At 62.5% G+C, this 16,535-nt stretch carries 17 protein-coding genes; 3 read left to right on the plus strand and 14 right to left on the minus strand.

Annotation, left to right across the window (positions count from 1 at the left end; all coding sequences use genetic code 11):
- Window positions 1–27 precede the first annotated feature (27 nt).
- The 5 genes from P0Y43_RS21380 to sdhC all read right to left on the minus strand — a co-directional run bounded on the left by P0Y43_RS21380 (window position 28) and on the right by sdhC (window position 6,344).
- A complete protein-coding gene (locus P0Y43_RS21380) occupies window positions 28–2,859 on the minus strand; it encodes a 2-oxoglutarate dehydrogenase E1 component (protein WP_275639267.1) in 2,832 nt (943 codons plus the stop codon).
- 244 nt (window positions 2,860–3,103) lie between these two features.
- Complete coding sequence (locus tag P0Y43_RS21385) at window positions 3,104–3,808, minus strand: succinate dehydrogenase iron-sulfur subunit (protein WP_012315348.1); 705 nt, start codon at window positions 3,806–3,808, stop codon at window positions 3,104–3,106.
- A gap of 11 nt (window positions 3,809–3,819) precedes the next feature.
- A complete protein-coding gene (sdhA, locus tag P0Y43_RS21390) occupies window positions 3,820–5,592 on the minus strand; it encodes a succinate dehydrogenase flavoprotein subunit (protein ID WP_275639268.1) in 1,773 nt (590 codons plus the stop codon).
- 3 nt (window positions 5,593–5,595) lie between these two features.
- On the minus strand, window positions 5,596–5,964 hold the full coding sequence (gene sdhD, locus P0Y43_RS21395) for a succinate dehydrogenase, hydrophobic membrane anchor protein (protein ID WP_275639269.1): 369 nt from the start codon (window positions 5,962–5,964) through the stop codon (window positions 5,596–5,598).
- Window positions 5,958–6,344 (minus strand): succinate dehydrogenase, cytochrome b556 subunit, encoded by a 387-nt coding sequence (gene sdhC, locus P0Y43_RS21400; protein ID WP_275639270.1) that lies wholly within the window; start codon window positions 6,342–6,344, stop codon window positions 5,958–5,960. The genes sdhD and sdhC overlap by 7 nt, the downstream gene beginning before the upstream one ends.
- A gap of 351 nt (window positions 6,345–6,695) precedes the next feature.
- Between sdhC and gltA the strand changes: the two genes are divergently transcribed.
- The 3 genes from gltA (at window position 6,696) to P0Y43_RS21415 (ending at window position 9,598) form a co-directional block, all read left to right on the plus strand.
- Window positions 6,696–7,985, plus strand: coding sequence for a citrate synthase (gene gltA, locus P0Y43_RS21405; RefSeq protein ID WP_275639271.1), 1,290 nt, complete (start codon window positions 6,696–6,698; stop codon window positions 7,983–7,985).
- Between the two features lie 175 nt (window positions 7,986–8,160).
- Window positions 8,161–8,931 carry a hypothetical protein gene (locus P0Y43_RS21410; RefSeq protein WP_275639272.1) on the plus strand — a complete coding sequence of 257 codons (771 nt, stop codon included), beginning with the start codon at window positions 8,161–8,163 and terminating at the stop codon, window positions 8,929–8,931.
- Window positions 8,932–8,953: 22 nt separating this feature from the next.
- Window positions 8,954–9,598 (plus strand): hypothetical protein, encoded by a 645-nt coding sequence (locus P0Y43_RS21415; protein ID WP_275639273.1) that lies wholly within the window; start codon window positions 8,954–8,956, stop codon window positions 9,596–9,598.
- Window positions 9,599–9,634: 36 nt separating this feature from the next.
- Here the strand turns inward: P0Y43_RS21415 and P0Y43_RS21420 are convergent, their stop codons facing one another.
- From P0Y43_RS21420 to P0Y43_RS21460, 9 genes are all read right to left on the minus strand, one after another.
- A complete protein-coding gene (locus P0Y43_RS21420; RefSeq protein WP_275639274.1) occupies window positions 9,635–10,240 on the minus strand; it encodes an START domain-containing protein in 606 nt (201 codons plus the stop codon).
- Between the two features lie 33 nt (window positions 10,241–10,273).
- On the minus strand, window positions 10,274–10,528 hold the full coding sequence (locus P0Y43_RS21425) for a YkgJ family cysteine cluster protein (RefSeq protein WP_275639275.1): 255 nt from the start codon (window positions 10,526–10,528) through the stop codon (window positions 10,274–10,276).
- 106 nt (window positions 10,529–10,634) lie between these two features.
- Window positions 10,635–11,081 (minus strand): hypothetical protein, encoded by a 447-nt coding sequence (locus tag P0Y43_RS21430; protein WP_275639276.1) that lies wholly within the window; start codon window positions 11,079–11,081, stop codon window positions 10,635–10,637.
- Between the two features lie 61 nt (window positions 11,082–11,142).
- A complete protein-coding gene (locus P0Y43_RS21435) occupies window positions 11,143–12,585 on the minus strand; it encodes a PLP-dependent aminotransferase family protein (RefSeq protein ID WP_275639277.1) in 1,443 nt (480 codons plus the stop codon).
- Between the two features lie 203 nt (window positions 12,586–12,788).
- The gene (locus tag P0Y43_RS21440) at window positions 12,789–13,598 is read right to left on the minus strand and encodes an OmpA family protein (protein ID WP_275639278.1); all 810 of its coding nucleotides are present in this window, start codon (window positions 13,596–13,598) and stop codon (window positions 12,789–12,791) included.
- Window positions 13,595–13,948 carry a DUF4398 domain-containing protein gene (locus P0Y43_RS21445; RefSeq protein WP_275639279.1) on the minus strand — a complete coding sequence of 118 codons (354 nt, stop codon included), beginning with the start codon at window positions 13,946–13,948 and terminating at the stop codon, window positions 13,595–13,597. The genes P0Y43_RS21440 and P0Y43_RS21445 overlap by 4 nt, the downstream gene beginning before the upstream one ends.
- Before the next feature lie 9 nt (window positions 13,949–13,957).
- Window positions 13,958–14,779 carry a substrate-binding periplasmic protein gene (locus P0Y43_RS21450; RefSeq protein ID WP_275639280.1) on the minus strand — a complete coding sequence of 274 codons (822 nt, stop codon included), beginning with the start codon at window positions 14,777–14,779 and terminating at the stop codon, window positions 13,958–13,960.
- A 100-nt stretch (window positions 14,780–14,879) separates the two neighbouring features.
- Window positions 14,880–15,809 (minus strand): electron transfer flavoprotein subunit alpha/FixB family protein, encoded by a 930-nt coding sequence (locus tag P0Y43_RS21455; RefSeq protein ID WP_275639281.1) that lies wholly within the window; start codon window positions 15,807–15,809, stop codon window positions 14,880–14,882.
- Window positions 15,810–16,535: electron transfer flavoprotein subunit beta/FixA family protein (locus P0Y43_RS21460; protein ID WP_275638789.1), on the minus strand; the 726-nt coding region annotated here is incomplete at its 5' end.

Here is a 16,535-nt window from a genome sequence, read left to right on the forward strand (position 1 = left end):
AAATTCGGTTTCAGGTGCGCGAAGGCGTTAGACAGTGAACGCGTCTTGCAGCAGTTTTTCCTGCTGTTCGGCGTGCTTCGATGCGTAACCACAGGCTGGCGCGGCGGATGCGTCGCGGCCGGCGTATTCCAGGACCAGTGCCTTGTTGTGGCGGCCCAGGATACGGCGCATGTGGTGCTGGCTGCTGTACCAGGCGCCCTGGTTCATCGGTTCTTCCTGGCACCACACCGCATGCTTGAGGTTGGTGTACGGCGCCAGGATTTCGACCAGGTCGTCCTCAGGGAACGGATACAGCTGCTCGATACGCACGATGGCGATGTCTTCGCGGCCTTCTGCACGGCGTTTTTCCAGCAGGTCGTAGTAGACCTTGCCGCTGGCCAGCACCAGGCGCTCGACCTTGGCCGGGTCGAGGGTGTCGACTTCCGGGATCACGGTCTGGAACGAGCCTTCGGCCAGGTCTTCCAAGGTCGAGATGGCCAGCTTGTGGCGCAGCAGCGACTTCGGCGTCAGCACGATCAGCGGCTTGCGCAGCGGTCGGATGACCTGGCGACGCAGCAGGTGGTAGATCTGCGCCGGGGTGGTCGGCACGCACACCTGGATGTTGTGCTCGGCGCACAGCTGCAGGTAGCGCTCAAGACGCGCCGAGGAGTGCTCGGGGCCCTGGCCTTCGTAGCCGTGCGGCAGCAGCATGGTCAGACCGCACAGGCGGCCCCACTTGTGCTCGCCGCTGGTGATGAACTGGTCGATCACCACCTGGGCGCCGTTGGCGAAGTCACCGAACTGGGCTTCCCAGATCACCAACGCGTTCGGCGTGGTGGTCGAGTAGCCGTATTCGAAGGCCAGCACGGCTTCTTCCGAAAGGAAGGAATCGTACAGCTCGAACTTCGGTTGGCCCGGGAACAGGTTCTGCAGCGGCACGTAGGTGCTGGCATCCTTCTGGTTGTGCAGCACCGCGTGACGGTGCGAGAAGGTGCCACGGCCGATGTCCTGGCCGGTCATGCGGATCGGGTGACCTTCGAACTGCAGCGTGGCGTAGGCCATGGTCTCTGCGTAACCCCAGTTGATCGGCAAGCCACCGGCCTGCATCTTCTGGCGGTCTTCGTAGATCTTCGAGACCTGGCGCTGGACCACGAAACCTTCCGGCAGCTCGAGCAGCTTGGCCGACAGGTCCTGCAGGGTCTTGAGGTCGAAGCGGGTGTCGTGACGCGCGGTCCAGGCGTGGCCCAGGTACGGACGCCAATCGACGAACAGCTCGCGGTTCGGCTCCTTGACCAGGCTCTTGACCACGTGCAGGCCGTTGTCCAGCGCGTTGCGGTACTCGTCGACCTTGGCCTGGGCGCGCTCGGTGTCGATGCGGCCGGACTGGATCAGGGCGTCGGCGTACAGCTCACGGGTGGTGCGCTGCTTGGCGATCTGCTGGTACATCAGCGGCTGGGTGCCGTTCGGCTCGTCGGCCTCGTTGTGGCCGCGACGACGGTAGCAGACCAGGTCGATGACCACGTCACGCTTGAACTGCATGCGGTAATCGATGGCCAGCTGGGTGACGAACAGCACGGCTTCCGGGTCGTCGCCGTTCACGTGCAGAATCGGCGCCTGGATCATCTTGGCAACGTCGGTGGCGTACTCGGTGGAGCGCGAGTCCAGCGGGTTGCTGATGGTGAAACCGACCTGGTTGTTGATCACGATGTGCACGGTGCCGCCGGTCTTGAAACCGCGGGTCTGCGACATCTGGAAGGTTTCCATGACCACGCCCTGGCCGGCGAACGCGGCGTCACCGTGGATCGAGATCGGCAGAACCTTGTCACCGACGGTGTCGTTGCGACGATCCTGACGGGCGCGCACCGAACCTTCCACCACTGGCGAGACGATTTCCAGGTGGGAGGGGTTGAACGCCATGGCCAGGTGGACTTCGCCACCGGGGGTCATCACGTTGCTGGAGAAGCCCTGGTGATACTTCACGTCACCGGAGCCCAGCTCGTTCATCTTCTTGCCTTCGAACTCGTCGAACAGCTCGCGCGGGTTCTTGCCGAAGGTGTTGACCAGCACGTTCAGGCGGCCCCGGTGGGCCATGCCGATCACCACTTCCTTGGTGCCGTAGGAGCCGGAGCGCTGGATCATTTCGTCCAGCATCGGGATCAGGCTCTCGCCGCCTTCCAGGCCGAAGCGCTTGGTGCCCGGGTACTTGGTGCCCAGGTACTTCTCCAGCCCCTCGCCCGCGGTCACGCGCTCGAGCAGGTGGGTCTGCACGTCGACGGAGAATTCAGGACGACCACGCACGCTTTCCAGACGCTGCTGGAACCAGCTGCGCTGCTCGGAATCGACGATGTGGGTGAACTCTGCGCCGATGGTGCGACAATATGTCTTCTGCAGCGCTTCGGAGATTTCGCGTAGGCTCGCTTCCTCTTTGCCGATGAACAGGTCGCCGGCACGGAAGGTCGTATCAAGGTCGGCATTGGTCAAGCCGTAGTGATTGATCGACAGGTCTACGGGCGCAGGGCGCTGCCACAACCCCAACGGGTCGAGCTTGGCAGCCTGATGACCGCGCATACGATAGGCCTGGATCAGTCGCAGCACTTCAACCTGCTTCTTCTCGTGTTCACTGCTCACGCTCCCGGCGGAAACCGGTTGGGCGCGGCGCTGGTTCTTTGCCAGCAGTACGAAATGGTCGCGGATTGTAGAGTGCGATACATCGGTAGCGGTGCTGCCGTCGGCGGGCAACTTCTGGAAGTAAGTGCGCCACTCTTCTGGCACAGCGTTAGGGTCGTGCAGGTAAAGCTCGTAGAGCTCTTCCACATATGCAGCGTTACCACCTGAAAGGTGGGCGCTTTCCCACATGCGCTGCATCACGCTTTCTTGCATGCTTGGTCACCCTCGGTTAGGGGACGATCGGCAAGAGCCACAGCAAACCTGGAAAAGTCCGAACACAGCGACTGAACCACGCCACCTGGATCCTGCAGATTTTCCGGGTACCAGCCCGGAAGCCCCTGCTGGTCTCATATCTTCATAGGTAATGAGCGCGGGCTTTTTGAGCCCTTGCTCGGGTTTTACCTCGGTGCGGGCTCACCGCCCGCACCTCGGCTTACTGCAGGTACAACGCTTTGTATCAGGTGCCGCTTTGCAGCAGCATGTTACGTACATGACCGATTGCCTTGGTCGGGTTCAGACCCTTCGGGCAGACGTTCACGCAGTTCATGATCCCGCGGCAGCGGAATACGCTGAACGGGTCATCCAAGGACGCCAGGCGCTCCTGGGTCTTGGTGTCGCGGCTGTCGGCCAGGAAACGGTAGGCCTGCAGCAGTGCGGCGGGGCCCAGGAACTTGTCCGGGTTCCACCAGAACGATGGGCACGAGGTCGAGCAGCAGGCGCACAGGATGCACTCGTACAGACCGTCCAGCTTGTCGCGATCCTCCGGCGACTGCAGGCGCTCGATGGCCGGCGCCGGCGTGTCGTTCTGCAGGAACGGCTTCACCTTCTCGTACTGCTTGTAGAAGATGCTCATATCGACGACCAAGTCACGAATGACCGGCAAACCTGGCAGCGGACGCAGCACCAGCTTGTTGCCCTTGACCACACCCGACAGCGGGGTGATGCAGGCCAGGCCGTTCTTGCCGTTCATGTTCATGCCATCGGAACCGCACACGCCTTCACGGCAGGAGCGACGGTACGAGAAGCCCTCGTCCTTCTCCTTGATCAGCGCCAGGACGTCCAGCACCATCAAGTCCTTGCCGCCGGTATCGACGTCGAACGACTCCATCTTGGGCGCCGAGTCGGTGTCCGGGTTGTAACGATAAACTTCGACTTTCAACATAGCGGCCACCCTTAGTAAGTCCGGACTTTTGGTTCGAAGGCAGGAACGGTCTTCGGCGCAAAGTTGACGCCACGCTTGGCGACGCGCTTCTCACCCGGGTAGTACAGGGTGTGGCACAGCCAGTTCTCGTCGTCACGGTCTTCGAAGTCTTCACGGGCGTGCGCGCCGCGGGACTCTTTACGGGCTTCCGCCGCGATGGCGGTCGCTTCGGCGACTTCCAGCAGGTTCTGCAGCTCCAGCGCTTCGATACGCGCGGTGTTGAAGGCCTGGGACTTGTCGTTGATCTTGACGTTGGCGATGCGGTCACGCAGGCCAGCCAGTTGCTCGATACCCTTCTGCATGTATTCGCCGGTACGGAATACACCGAAGTAGTTCTGCATGCAGCTTTGCAGCTCACGCTTGAGGCTGGCGACGTCTTCGCCGCTGGTGCGCTCGTTGAGCTTGTTCAGGCGGTTCAGGGCAACGTCGACATCGGTGTCGCTGGCATCGCGGTACTCGACGCCATCGCTCAGCGCCTTCTCCAGGTGCAGACCAGCGGCGCGACCGAAGACCACCAGGTCGAGCAGCGAGTTGCCGCCCAGGCGGTTGGCGCCGTGAACCGATACGCACGCCACTTCACCCACGGCGAACAGGCCCGGGATGATGTGATCCTTGCCGTCGGCGTCCATGGTGATGGCCTGGCCATGAATGTTGGTGGCAACGCCACCCATCATGTAGTGGCAGGTCGGCACGACCGGAACCGGCGCGACCACTGGGTCGACGTGGGCGAAGGTCTTGGACAGTTCGCAGATGCCTGGCAGGCGGCTGTGCAGCACTTCCTCGCCCAGGTGGTCCAGCTTCAGCAGCACGTGGTCCTTGTTCGGGCCCACGCCGTTGCCGGCGATGATTTCCTTGACCATGGAACGGGCGACCACGTCGCGGCCGGCCAGGTCCTTCGCGTTCGGCGCGTAACGCTCCATGAAGCGCTCGCCGTGGGCGTTGATCAGGTAGCCACCCTCACCGCGGCAACCTTCGGTGACCAGCACACCAGCGCCGGCGATGCCGGTCGGGTGGAACTGCCACATCTCGATGTCCTGCACCGGCACGCCGGCACGCAGGGCCATGCCGATACCGTCGCCGGTATTGATCAGGGCGTTGGTGGTGGAGGCGTAGATACGGCCCGCACCGCCAGTGGCCAGCACGGTGGCCTTGGACTTGATGTACATGGTTTCGCCGGTTTCGATGCAGATCGCGATCACACCGACGAAGGCGCCGTCCTGGTTCTTCACCAGGTCAACGGCGTAGTACTCGTTGAGGAACGTGGTGCCGGCTTTCAGGTTGCCCTGATAGAGCGTGTGCAGCAGTGCGTGACCGGTGCGGTCGGACGCCGCGCAAGTACGCGCGGCCTGGCCGCCCTTGCCGAAGTCCTTGGACTGGCCACCGAACGGACGCTGGTAGATACGGCCGGTTTCGGTACGCGAGAACGGCAGGCCCATGTGGTCCAGCTCGAAGACCGCGGCCGGGCCTTCCTGACACATGTATTCGATCGCGTCCTGGTCACCGATGTAGTCGGAACCCTTGACGGTGTCGTACATGTGCCAGCGCCAGTCGTCGTTCGGGTCGGCCGAAGCGATGGCGCAGGTGATGCCGCCCTGGGCGGAAACGGTGTGCGAGCGGGTCGGGAAGACCTTGGTGACGACTGCGGTCTTGTGGCCGCCTTGCGCCAGCTGCAGCGCGGCACGCATGCCGGCACCGCCGCCACCAATGATGATGGCGTCGAAGGAAATCGTTGGAATGTTAGCCATGAATCAGATACCCCAGAGAATCTGCACACCCCAGACGAAGTAAGCGAACATCGCAACGCCGCATACAGCCTGGAACAGGAAACGGATCGCAGTCGCCGACTTGCCGAACGACATCGGCGTCAGGTAGTCGGTGGCGATGGTCCACATGCCGACCCAGGCGTGGGCGCCCAGGGCAACGAGGGCCAGCAGACTGAAGATCCGCATCGCGTTGTTGGAGAACAGGGCGTGCCACTGGGCATAGTCGATGCCCGGGTGCGCCACGAGGTAGCCGATCAGGAAGATGAAATAAGCCGCGAGAACGACCGCAGATACGCGCTGCGCCATCCAGTCATAGAGGCCCGAACGCGACAGGTTCGTGACATTGGTTACCATACCCAAACTCCCGCCAGAACGATCACCACCACGGAGATGACGATCACGATTTTCGAGCCCAGCTTGCCGCCTTCCAGCGTTTCGCCGATGCCCATGTCCATGATCAGGTGGCGCACGCCGGCCACCAGGTGATACAGCAAGGCGGACAGCAGGCCCCAGATCACGAATTTGGCCAGCGGGCTGGTCAGGCACGCTTTAACCTCGCCAAACCCCTCTTCCGAACCCAGCGACTTGCCCAGTGCATAGAGCATGATGGCCAGACCGACGAACAGGATGACGCCGGAGATACGGTGAAGAATGGAGGTGTAGGCGGTGATCGGGAGTTTGATGGTCCTTAGGTCTAGGTTTACAGGTCGTTGGCTTTTCACGGCTTTTTTCACACTGAAGAGCCCCTAGCTAACAGGGCAAGGTTGTTGGTTAGTGTACTGGTCAGGTACCCACCACCCAGGGAACGGCGACCCCCAGCAGTTCGGGCTTGCAAGCCCCTGGCGGTCGGCTGCCGAGTATAGACAGTTAGGCTGCTTATGACAACGTAAGGGGCTAGCCCAAATAGCGCATTGCCTTTACCGAACAAAAGGCGTAAACGCCCGGAAAATTCACGAAAAACCGTGGCTTGGAGAGGGTTTCAAGCAGCCTTTAGGTAAATTGACATTCGAATTTATCCCTCTATAGTGGTGCGGGCCCTGCGTGGGGGGCCTGTCTGATGATTTCAAGCATTAATAGGAGGCCACATGGCTGACAAAAAAGCGCAGTTGGTCATCGAGGGCAATGCCCCCGTCGAGCTGCCCATTTTAACCGGCACCGTTGGTCCCGATGTAATCGACGTCCGCGGGTTGGGGGCAACCGGTCACTTCACCTTCGACCCCGGCTTCATGGCGACCGCCTCGTGCGAGTCGAAGATCACCTACATCGACGGCGACAAGGGCGTGCTGCTGCACCGCGGCTACCCGATCGAACAGCTCGCCGAAAAATCGGACTACCTCGAAACCTGCTATCTGCTGCTCAACGGCGAACTGCCGAATGCCGAGCAGAAGGCCCAGTTCGTCAGCACCGTGAAGAACCACACCATGGTTCACGAGCAGCTGAAGTCGTTCTTCAACGGCTTCCGCCGCGACGCTCACCCGATGGCGGTGATGTGCGGCGTGGTCGGCGCGCTGTCGGCGTTCTACCACGACTCCCTGGACATCAATAACCCGCAACACCGCGAAATCTCCGCGGTTCGCCTGGTCGCCAAGATGCCGACCCTGGCAGCGATGGTTTACAAGTACTCCATGGGCCAGCCGATGATGTACCCGCGCAACGACCTGTCGTACGCGGAGAACTTCCTGCACATGATGTTCAACACCCCGTGCGAGATCAAACCGATCAGCCCGGTGCTGGCCAAGGCGATGGACCGGATCTTCATCCTCCACGCCGACCACGAGCAGAACGCCTCGACCTCCACCGTGCGCCTGGCGGGCTCTTCGGGCGCCAACCCGTTCGCCTGTATCGCAGCCGGTATCGCCGCGCTGTGGGGCCCGGCCCACGGCGGCGCGAACGAAGCAGTGCTGACCATGCTGGATGAAATCGGCGATGTCTCGAACATCGACAAGTTCATCGCCAAGGCCAAGGACAAGAACGACCCGTTCAAGCTCATGGGCTTCGGTCACCGCGTGTACAAGAACCGCGACCCGCGCGCCACCGTGATGAAGCAGACCTGCGACGAAGTGCTCAGCGAGCTGGGCATCAAGAACGACCCGCAGCTGGAACTGGCCATGCGCCTGGAAGAGATCGCCCTCACCGATCCGTACTTCATCGAGCGCTCGCTGTACCCGAACGTCGACTTCTACTCGGGGATCATCCTCAAGGCGATCGGCATTCCGACCAGCATGTTCACCGTGATCTTCGCCCTGGCACGTACCGTCGGCTGGATCTCGCATTGGAAGGAAATGCTCTCCGGCCCGTACAAGATTGGCCGCCCGCGCCAGTTGTACACCGGTGAGCCGCAGCGCGACATCGTCGACCTGAAGGACCGCAAATAAGCGATCTTCTTGCAGCGAATGAAAAGCCCCGGCAACCATGCCGGGGCTTTTCATTTACAACCCTCTTAATCTAACGGAAGAAGCACTTCCCGCTGCGGCCCTACCCCACTGACACGAGATGATCCACCCGCATTGCACCACATGCAATCTCATCAGTGACTCAAAGGACCGTAACATGAATATCGAAAACGCCCTGGCCTATCTGGATCAACTTCCATCGATCCGCGTACGTCGCGACACTCTCGACACCGCCCACGCCGTCGACACCCCGACCCCCGACGCCAACGCCAACGCCAACGCCAACGCCAACGCAGGCATCATCAAATCACAGCTGATCGCCTTCACCTCAAACCTCGATAGCCAGTTCAAAGAGGCAGTCAAATACTCGACCCTACTCGCCCAATTCGTCGCCGACAAGAAGTTCGACCATGTCAATCAGCGCATGGAGTGGTACGGGGCCTACAACGAAGCACTGAAAAACGCAGGCTGGATTGGCTCGAACAACAAGATCACCCGCTACAAAAACAGCAACCTGGAATTGAGCATGGAGAACGTGGCGATCGAGCTGGTCAAGCTGGCTGCGGGCCCTAACGCCGCACTCATTGCCGAACTGACCAGTACAACCATCAACGCACTGAAAAATGACGGTGAAACGCTTTCAAAACTTCAGGCCTCTTCCAACTCCGGCTCATCGGGCGCCTTCCACATCCTACCCACCATGCAAAGTGGTGACGACGTCGTGATGTACAACCACGCGATGATCTATGAACACAGCAACGCCAGTGGCGGCCTCTGGTTTTGGAGCTGGACACTCAACCAGGCCAGCCTGAGCCACGCCGCCAACGAGTGGACACTTAACTACGCGCACTACAAGAACATCGAAAGCCGGCTCAAGGAAATACTAGGCGAGAGCACGAACAAGTTTTTTGACTCGCTGGACCTCTGACCCCTCGATCAAGGAATGCATCATGGACGACACACGTACCTTGTATAGAGCGGCTGGCGCCATCGTGCACCTTTCGAACACTGCGGACGTGATACATCGCCAGGACATACTCGACACCATTTTATTTGCGCAATTGTTTGCAAGCCGTCAATACGACCCCTTCGACGAGGCTGACGACTGGGCCAGAGCATGCGTGACCAGCTTGAGCAAACTGCACTGGACCCTGGCATCATCCAGAAGCACGGTGGAAAGCCTGACCACCCCCTTCGATGCCATCTCGCAGATAAAGGAAACGCTCGAGCCTTCCGAGCAGGAACTCTCTGACGTCCTGAAGCAATTATCCATTGAAACGATACGGGACTTGCAGCCTCACTGCACGCGAGCACTCGACGGCGTGCTTCACGTCAAACTGGCGATCGCCAGCAGCCACGAAAAGGACAAACTTCACTTCAAGAGCCTGCTCTACTCCTGCGCCTCGAGTTTCAACGAAGACTGGCTGAACCAAACGAATTACGCCGCGGTGCGCACTCCCGTACTGGCGAGATTGACCACGGCTACATTCAAACGCACCGAAGATTTTTCCGCCGTCAGGAACAAAGTCATCAGTGCCCTGGGCAGCCAAAGGACCAAGGAGATCCAACCGATACAACCCGCCGTGAGCAATTGAGGCATCCGACCTCTCAGCAGGAGGTCGGACTCACCATCAGCGGCCTTCAGCCTTGGCACGCAAGCCTTTGAGGGTATTGAACGGCGCATCCACCACGAACTTGTTCGCCAACCATGAAGGCACGCTACCACCTGGTTCGGTGTGCACCTGGTAGGTCACCTCGGTGCTGTCGCCCTTGGGCACCAGCTCCCAGAAGCCCTGGACTTGCGCCACGCGCACGAAGCCCGCTTCCTCCGGCAGGTACTTAGGCTCACCCTCGAGCTTGCGGGTCAGGCTGCCATCGGCCTCCTGGGTGGTGGTCACGTGCAGGATCGAATCACGCGGGGTCACCGGCCACGGGGTGTTGAACTGGGTGTAGGTCCAGCTCTGGTCGCCCTCGTGCTTGAGCAGCTTCTGCGACTTGCACTCGTGCACCCACTGGCAGGCACCCACCACATCCTCCTGCAACGCCTTGACCTTGGCCAGCGGCGCCTTGATCACCGTCACACCCCGGTAGGCCTTGTATTTGGAGCCCGCCACCTCGCTGAGCGATACCTTTATGCCCTCCTCGTCCTTGGCCACCTGCCAGTTCTCGGCCCAGGCCGCCGGGGCCAGCACGACACCCATGCCACACAACAGTGCGATACGCTTGATCGATCTCATGGTCTTGTTCCTTGTTGTCGAAGATCCAACCCGTCACGCCGCCGTCATCTGCTCCAACCAGCCAATGATGCGAATGGCCTCGTCACGATCGTTGCCGCAGACCTCCACCTCCGCCTTGAACCCACCACAGACCTTCGGCCGTTCGGGTTTGCCGAACAGGGCGCAGAGGTTTTCCACGGACAGGTGCAGGCAACGCTCGCCCGCCGGCTTGCCCTGGGGCATGCCAGGGATCGGCGAACTGATGGACGGGGCAATGCAGCAGGCACCGCAGCCCTCACGACACTTCATGACAACAGGACTCCTGGAGCAGAACGGGACGAACATCCCTGGATACTAACCGCTCAAACATACGTTTGAAATTACCGGACAGGTGAAACTGCAAGTGACCCGGCAGTCAGTTGCGGAATTCGAAATCGATGGCCGCCCCTTCGACGTCGCGACGGCTGTCGTTGCGCATCTGCAACTGCATTTCGTTGCTGATCAACCGGCCGTTGAGCTGAAACGGGCTGTTATCGGGCGGCGGGGCCTGCGGGAACATAGAGGGCAACAGGGGCTTGCGTGGTGACGGTGCGTCACCGACGTCAGGCTTGAGGTTCCTCACCATATCGGCAGGCAGGCTGAGGTCGAGCTTCGGCGCGGGCAGCGGCTTGGACACGGCCTTGCTGACCGTTTTCGGCTTCGGCTTGGGCTTGCTCTTGGTAGGCGCTTTGACCGGCGCCTTGCCGACCCTGCCCTGGCTCGCCTCGGCCTTGGCCTGCGGCTGCGCGGCCTGCACACTCGCCCCGGGCAACCAAGGCAACGCCATGCACAGGATCAGGACGAAGAGGCGAATCGGACTCATGGGCATCGAGAGCAGACAGTGAAAGCGCGTATGCTCCCCCTTCCCCGAGCATCTGACAAGCCTACAACAGTGATCCTGTAGACTCTCGACACAATTGATGGGCCAGCAACCCAAGCGTGAGCACCGCGCGCTCAGCCTCCTTGCTCCACGGGATGCCGCAGTTGAGGCGGATGCAGTGGTTGAACTGCTCGGTGTTGCTGAAGATCAGCCCCGGCGCGATGCTGATGCCCTGCTCCAGCGCACGCACGTGCAGCTCCTGGGTATTGACCCGCCCCGGCAGGCTCACCCAGAGGATGAAGCCACCGGTGGGCCGGGTCATCTGCGTGCCTTCCGGGAAGTGCTGCTGCACCGCCAACTGGTAGGCACTGAGGTTCTTGCGGTACTCCTGGCGGATGTAGCGCAGGTGGCGATCGTAGCCGCCGTTCTCCAGGTATGCGGCCACCCCCATCTGCGTCACGCTGCAGGCCGAGTGGGTCGTGAACATCTGCAAGCGCTGGATTTCGTCCTGGTAGCGCCCAGGGATCATCCAACCCACGCGCACGCCCGGCGACAGGGTCTTGGAGAAGCTCGAACAGTAGATCACTCGATCAAGGCGGTCGAAGGCCTTGAGCGCCTTGGTGCGGCCCTGCTCGAACATCAACTCGCCATAGATGTCGTCCTCGACGATCTGGATGTCGAAGTCCGAGGCCAGGCGCAGCAGCTGCTTCTGCCGCTCCTCGGGGATGGTGCCGCCAAGCGGGTTGCTCAGGCGCGTGGTCAACACCAGAGCCTTGATCGACCACTGGTTGGCCGCCAGTTGCAGCGCCTCGAGGCTGATGCCGGTGGACGGGTCGCTGGGAATCTCGATGACCTTCAACCCCAGCAGGTCGGCCAGTTGCAGCAGGCCATAATAGGCCGGCGACTCGGCGGCGATCAGGTCGCCCGGCCGAGTCAGCACACGCAGGGCCATTTGCAGGGCATCGACGCAGCCGTGGGTAACCACCACCTCACGCGGGTCGACCAGCACACCGGCGTCGCGCATGCGAATGGCGATCTGCCGGCGCAGCGGCTCGAAGCCCGGGCTGAACATGTAGCTGAACGCCCGTGGACTGTGGAAGCGGGTGACCTTGGAGATTTGCTGGTGCAGCGCGCGCACCGGCAGGTAGTCGACATGCGGCACCGCTGCGCCGAAGGGGAACACGCCATCGCGGCGGGCTTCGGTGAGCACCTGCTGGATGATGCTGGCCCGGGTGACCAGGCCAGGGCGCTCGACCCGGGCGATGTCCGGGGTCTGCGCGGTCAGCGCCGGGGTCTGGTGCACGTAGTAGCCAGACTGCGGGCGTGCACGGATCAGCCCCTGATCCTCGAGGTTGGCATAGGCCTGCAACACCGTGGCATGGCTGACATTGAGCTGCGCGCTCATCTTGCGCACGGACGGCACGCGCTCGCCTGGTTGGTAGACACCGCGACGGATGTCATCGGCCAGTTGCTGGGCAATGCGCTGGTACAACAGCAGGTTGGTCATGGTGGTTCTCGAGGCGCGGTCGGGCCGTTGTTCTTATCGGTCGAGACAGAATACCGTAACAGTTGCGAAGTGTACTGGGACAGATTCGAGGATAGTCGACATTACAGTTGCGTGATAGCGCCAAAACGCAGAAGGCCGCTCCCACGCGCCTGTGGGAGCGGCCTTCTGCCGCGACGGGGCGCACAGCCCCGAGCGTCGAGCCCTCAGCGTGGTGCCGCGAGCTTGCCCTTCTCGTCGGAGAACACGATCTCCACCCGGCGGTTCTGCGCCCTGCCCCGCTCCGAGGCGTTGGCCTCGACCGGGTACTGGTCGCCGTAACCCTCGACCTGGATACGCTTCTCGTTGATGCCCAGGTCGACCAGCATGTCGGCCACCGACTGGGCGCGGTCACGGGACAGCTTGAGGTTGTCCTCCGGCGCGCCGGTGCTGTCGGTGTAACCCTCGATGCGCACCACCCGCCGTGGATTGAGCTGAAGGAACTGCACCAGCTTGAGCACGGTGCGGCTGGCGGAGTTCTTCAAGTCCGCCTGACCGGTGTCGAACAGCACGTCGCCCAGGGTCATCACCAAGCCGCGATCAGCCTGCTCGGAGGCCAGGGCGGCGATCTGCGACTCGACCCACTTGCCCTGCTGTTGCACGCTGGCCAGCTTGGCTTCGCGCAGGGCCAGTTGCAGGCGCTGGCGCTCCAGGTCGAGCTTGGCCAGGCGTTCCTGGTTCAGCGCCAGCTTGGCGTGCTCGCGGGCGATCTCGCTGTAGCGCTGACTCAGGTAGGCATAGTGGCGCACGTCGGCGCCGGTACCGATGTAGCTGGACAGGCGCTCAGCCCGGCCCAGCGACTCGCCAGCGCGGATCACGTCGCGCGGCGCGCTGCGCAGCACGTCGGAATCGTCCTTGACCTTCTGGAACGCGGCACTGGCGTCATCCAGCGCCGATTCGCTGCGCTGACTGGCGCAACCCTGCAACCCGACCAGCGCAACCAATGCCAGCGCGGCCAGCGGCTGGAAGCGGCTCATGGCTGCACCTCCAACTGCTTGCGCAGGCGCTTGACCCGGGTTTGCAGCAGGTCGAGCTGCTCCTCACTCTTTTGCGTCAGCACCCGCGCCTCGGCCAGGCGCGCGTCCAGCTCGGCCTGCTCGGCGCGCATACGCGCGTCACGGTAATCCTCGGTGGTCATGTTGGTCTTGGCGCGGGCAAGCTTGTCTTCGGCCAGTTGCAGCTCGGCGACCTGGTCGGTGGCGCCGACCGCCTTGGCTTGCTCCAGAGCCTGTTCGGACAGCCGCATCTGCTCGAGGGGCGCAGGGTCATTGGCACAACCGGCCAGGCCGAGCACGGCCAAGGCAAGGATCAGGGGTTGGGTTCTCACGCAATCTTCCTACTGTTTGGGGGCGTCCGCGGTCGCTTGCATCTGCGTTTTCCAGCGCTCGACATTACGCTGCAGCACAACCTCGGACACGCCGGAGATCGGCAATTCTGTCAGCTTTTTCGTCAATTGCCCACGCAGCCAGGCATCGTTGCAGGCCGAGTTATGCGAGATGGCCAGGTACAACCCCGGGCGATCCACCGGCAGGCCGCGCGGCACAAGGTCCTTGGCCACCCCCAGGCTCTGGGTCATGGCCATGCCGGAGTAACGCCCGGCGAGCACATAGTCGACCTGGCCGAGCACCAGCTTCTGGAACGCCTGGGTCAGGTTCTGTGCCGGCACCAGCTTGAGCTGGGCCTTGGCGAACGTCTCGAAAGCCGGGGTCAAGCGGGCCTTTTCCGAAAGGCTGCCCTGGTAACGGGCAAGGTCGGCGGGGCCGTCGAAGTCCAGCGCCGAGTCGTGGCGGGTCCAGACCAGGTATTCATTGAGCTGCAGCGGTGGGTGGAGGTAGTCCAGGGCCGTCAGCTGGGCGACCTGCATGGGCGTGTCCAGCAGCAGGTCCATGCGCCCGCTGCGTACCTCCTCCAAGGCCTGCTCTCGGCGGCCAGCGTGCAGCACCTCGACGCTCACGCCCAGTTCGGTGGCGACCTGGCGCAGCAGGTCGACGTTGGCGCCGATCAGGTGCTTGGGGTCTTTCGGGTCTTGCCAGGAATAGGGGGGCGCGTCCGGGCTGCCGGTGGCGACCAGCTTTTCGCATTTGCCGGCGGCCAGGGTGATGGGCGACAGCAGCGCCAGCGACCAGGCCAGGCGCCTGAGGCTTGGGCGAAACTCCATGGGTTACTCCTTGGTCCATGCGCCCCGCTATAGGGCCGGCGCATAAAAAAACCCGACCCCCTCGCAGGGGCCGGGCTTCTTTATAAGTGAAGCCGCTGGATCAGACCAGCTTTTCCAACTCAGGCACCGCCTCGAACAGGTCGGCGACCAGGCCGTAGTCGGCGACCTGGAAGATCGGTGCTTCTTCGTCCTTGTTGATCGCGACGATCACCTTGGAATCCTTCATGCCCGCCAGGTGCTGGATCGCGCCGGAGATACCCACGGCGATGTACAGCTGCGGGGCGACGATCTTGCCGGTCTGGCCGACCTGCATGTCGTTCGGCACGAAGCCTGCGTCGACCGCCGCGCGCGAGGCGCCAACCGCAGCACCGAGCTTGTCGGCCAGGGCGTACAGGTGCTTGAAGTTGTCACCGTTGCCCATGCCACGGCCGCCGGAAACGACGATCTTGGCAGCGGTCAGCTCTGGGCGGTCGGACTTGGCCAGTTCTTCGCCAACGAAGGCCGACTTGCCGGCGTCGTGGGCAGCGCCAATGGTTTCAACGGCAGCCGAACCCCCTTCGGCGGCCACGGCGTCGAAGCCGGTGGTACGCACGGTGATGACTTTCACCGCAGCGCTCGATTGCACGGTGGCGATGGCGTTACCGGCGTAGATCGGGCGCTTGAAGGTGTCGGCGGATTCGACCGCGATGATCTCGGAGATCTGGTCGACGTCCAGCAGCGCGGCGACGCGCGGCAGGATGTTCTTGCCGTTGGTGGTGGCTGGGGCCAGCACGTGGCTGTAGCCGCTCGCCAGCTCGACGATCAGCGGCGCGACGTTTTCCGGCAGGGCGTGGGCGTAGGCGGCGTTGTCCGCGACCAGCACCTTGGCAACGCCGGCGATCTTGGCGGCGGACTCAGCGACGCCACCGACGTTCTGGCCTGCGACCAGGACGTGCACATCACCACCGATCTTGGCGGCAGCGGCGACAGTGTTCAGGGTGGCCGGGGCAACGGCACCGTTCTCGTGTTCAGCGACAACCAGGATAGTCATTTAGATTACCTTCGCTTCGTTCTTCAGCTTCTCGACCAGTTCGGCCACCGACTTGACCTTGATACCCGCGCTGCGGGCAGCCGGCGCTTCGACGTTCAGGGTCTTGGTGGTGGAGGCGGTGGAAACGCCCAGCGCGTCTGGCGTCACGGTCTCCAGCGGCTTCTTCTTGGCCTTCATGATGTTCGGCAGCGACGCGTAGCGTGGCTCGTTCAGGCGCAGGTCGGTGGTGACGATCGCCGGCAGGTTCAGCGCGACGGTCTGCAGGCCGCCATCGATCTCGCGGGTGACGTTGAGCTTGTCGCCAGCCACTTCCACCTTGGAGGCGAAGGTGCCCTGGGCGTAGCCGGTCAGCGCAGCCAGCATCTGGCCGGTCTGGTTGTTGTCACTGTCGATGGCCTGCTTGCCAAGGATCACCAGCTGCGGCTGCTCCTTGTCGACGAGGGCCTTCAGGGCCTTGGCCACGGCCAGGGAATTCAGCTCATCGCTGGTCTCGACCAGGATGGCGCGGTCGGCACCCAGCGCCAGCGCGGTGCGCAGTTGCTCCTGGGCGGCGGTCGGGCCGACGGCGACAGCGACGATCTCGGTGGCCAGGCCTTTCTCTTTCAGGCGCACGGCCTCTTCCACGGCGATTTCGCAGAAGGGGTTCATGGACATCTTGACGTTTGCAAGGTCGACGCCGGAGTTGTCCGCCTTGACGCGAACCTTGACGTTGTAGTCGACCACTCG

The organism is Pseudomonas entomophila (assembly GCF_029193575.1).
GTDB lineage: Bacteria > Pseudomonadota > Gammaproteobacteria > Pseudomonadales > Pseudomonadaceae > Aquipseudomonas > Aquipseudomonas entomophila_G.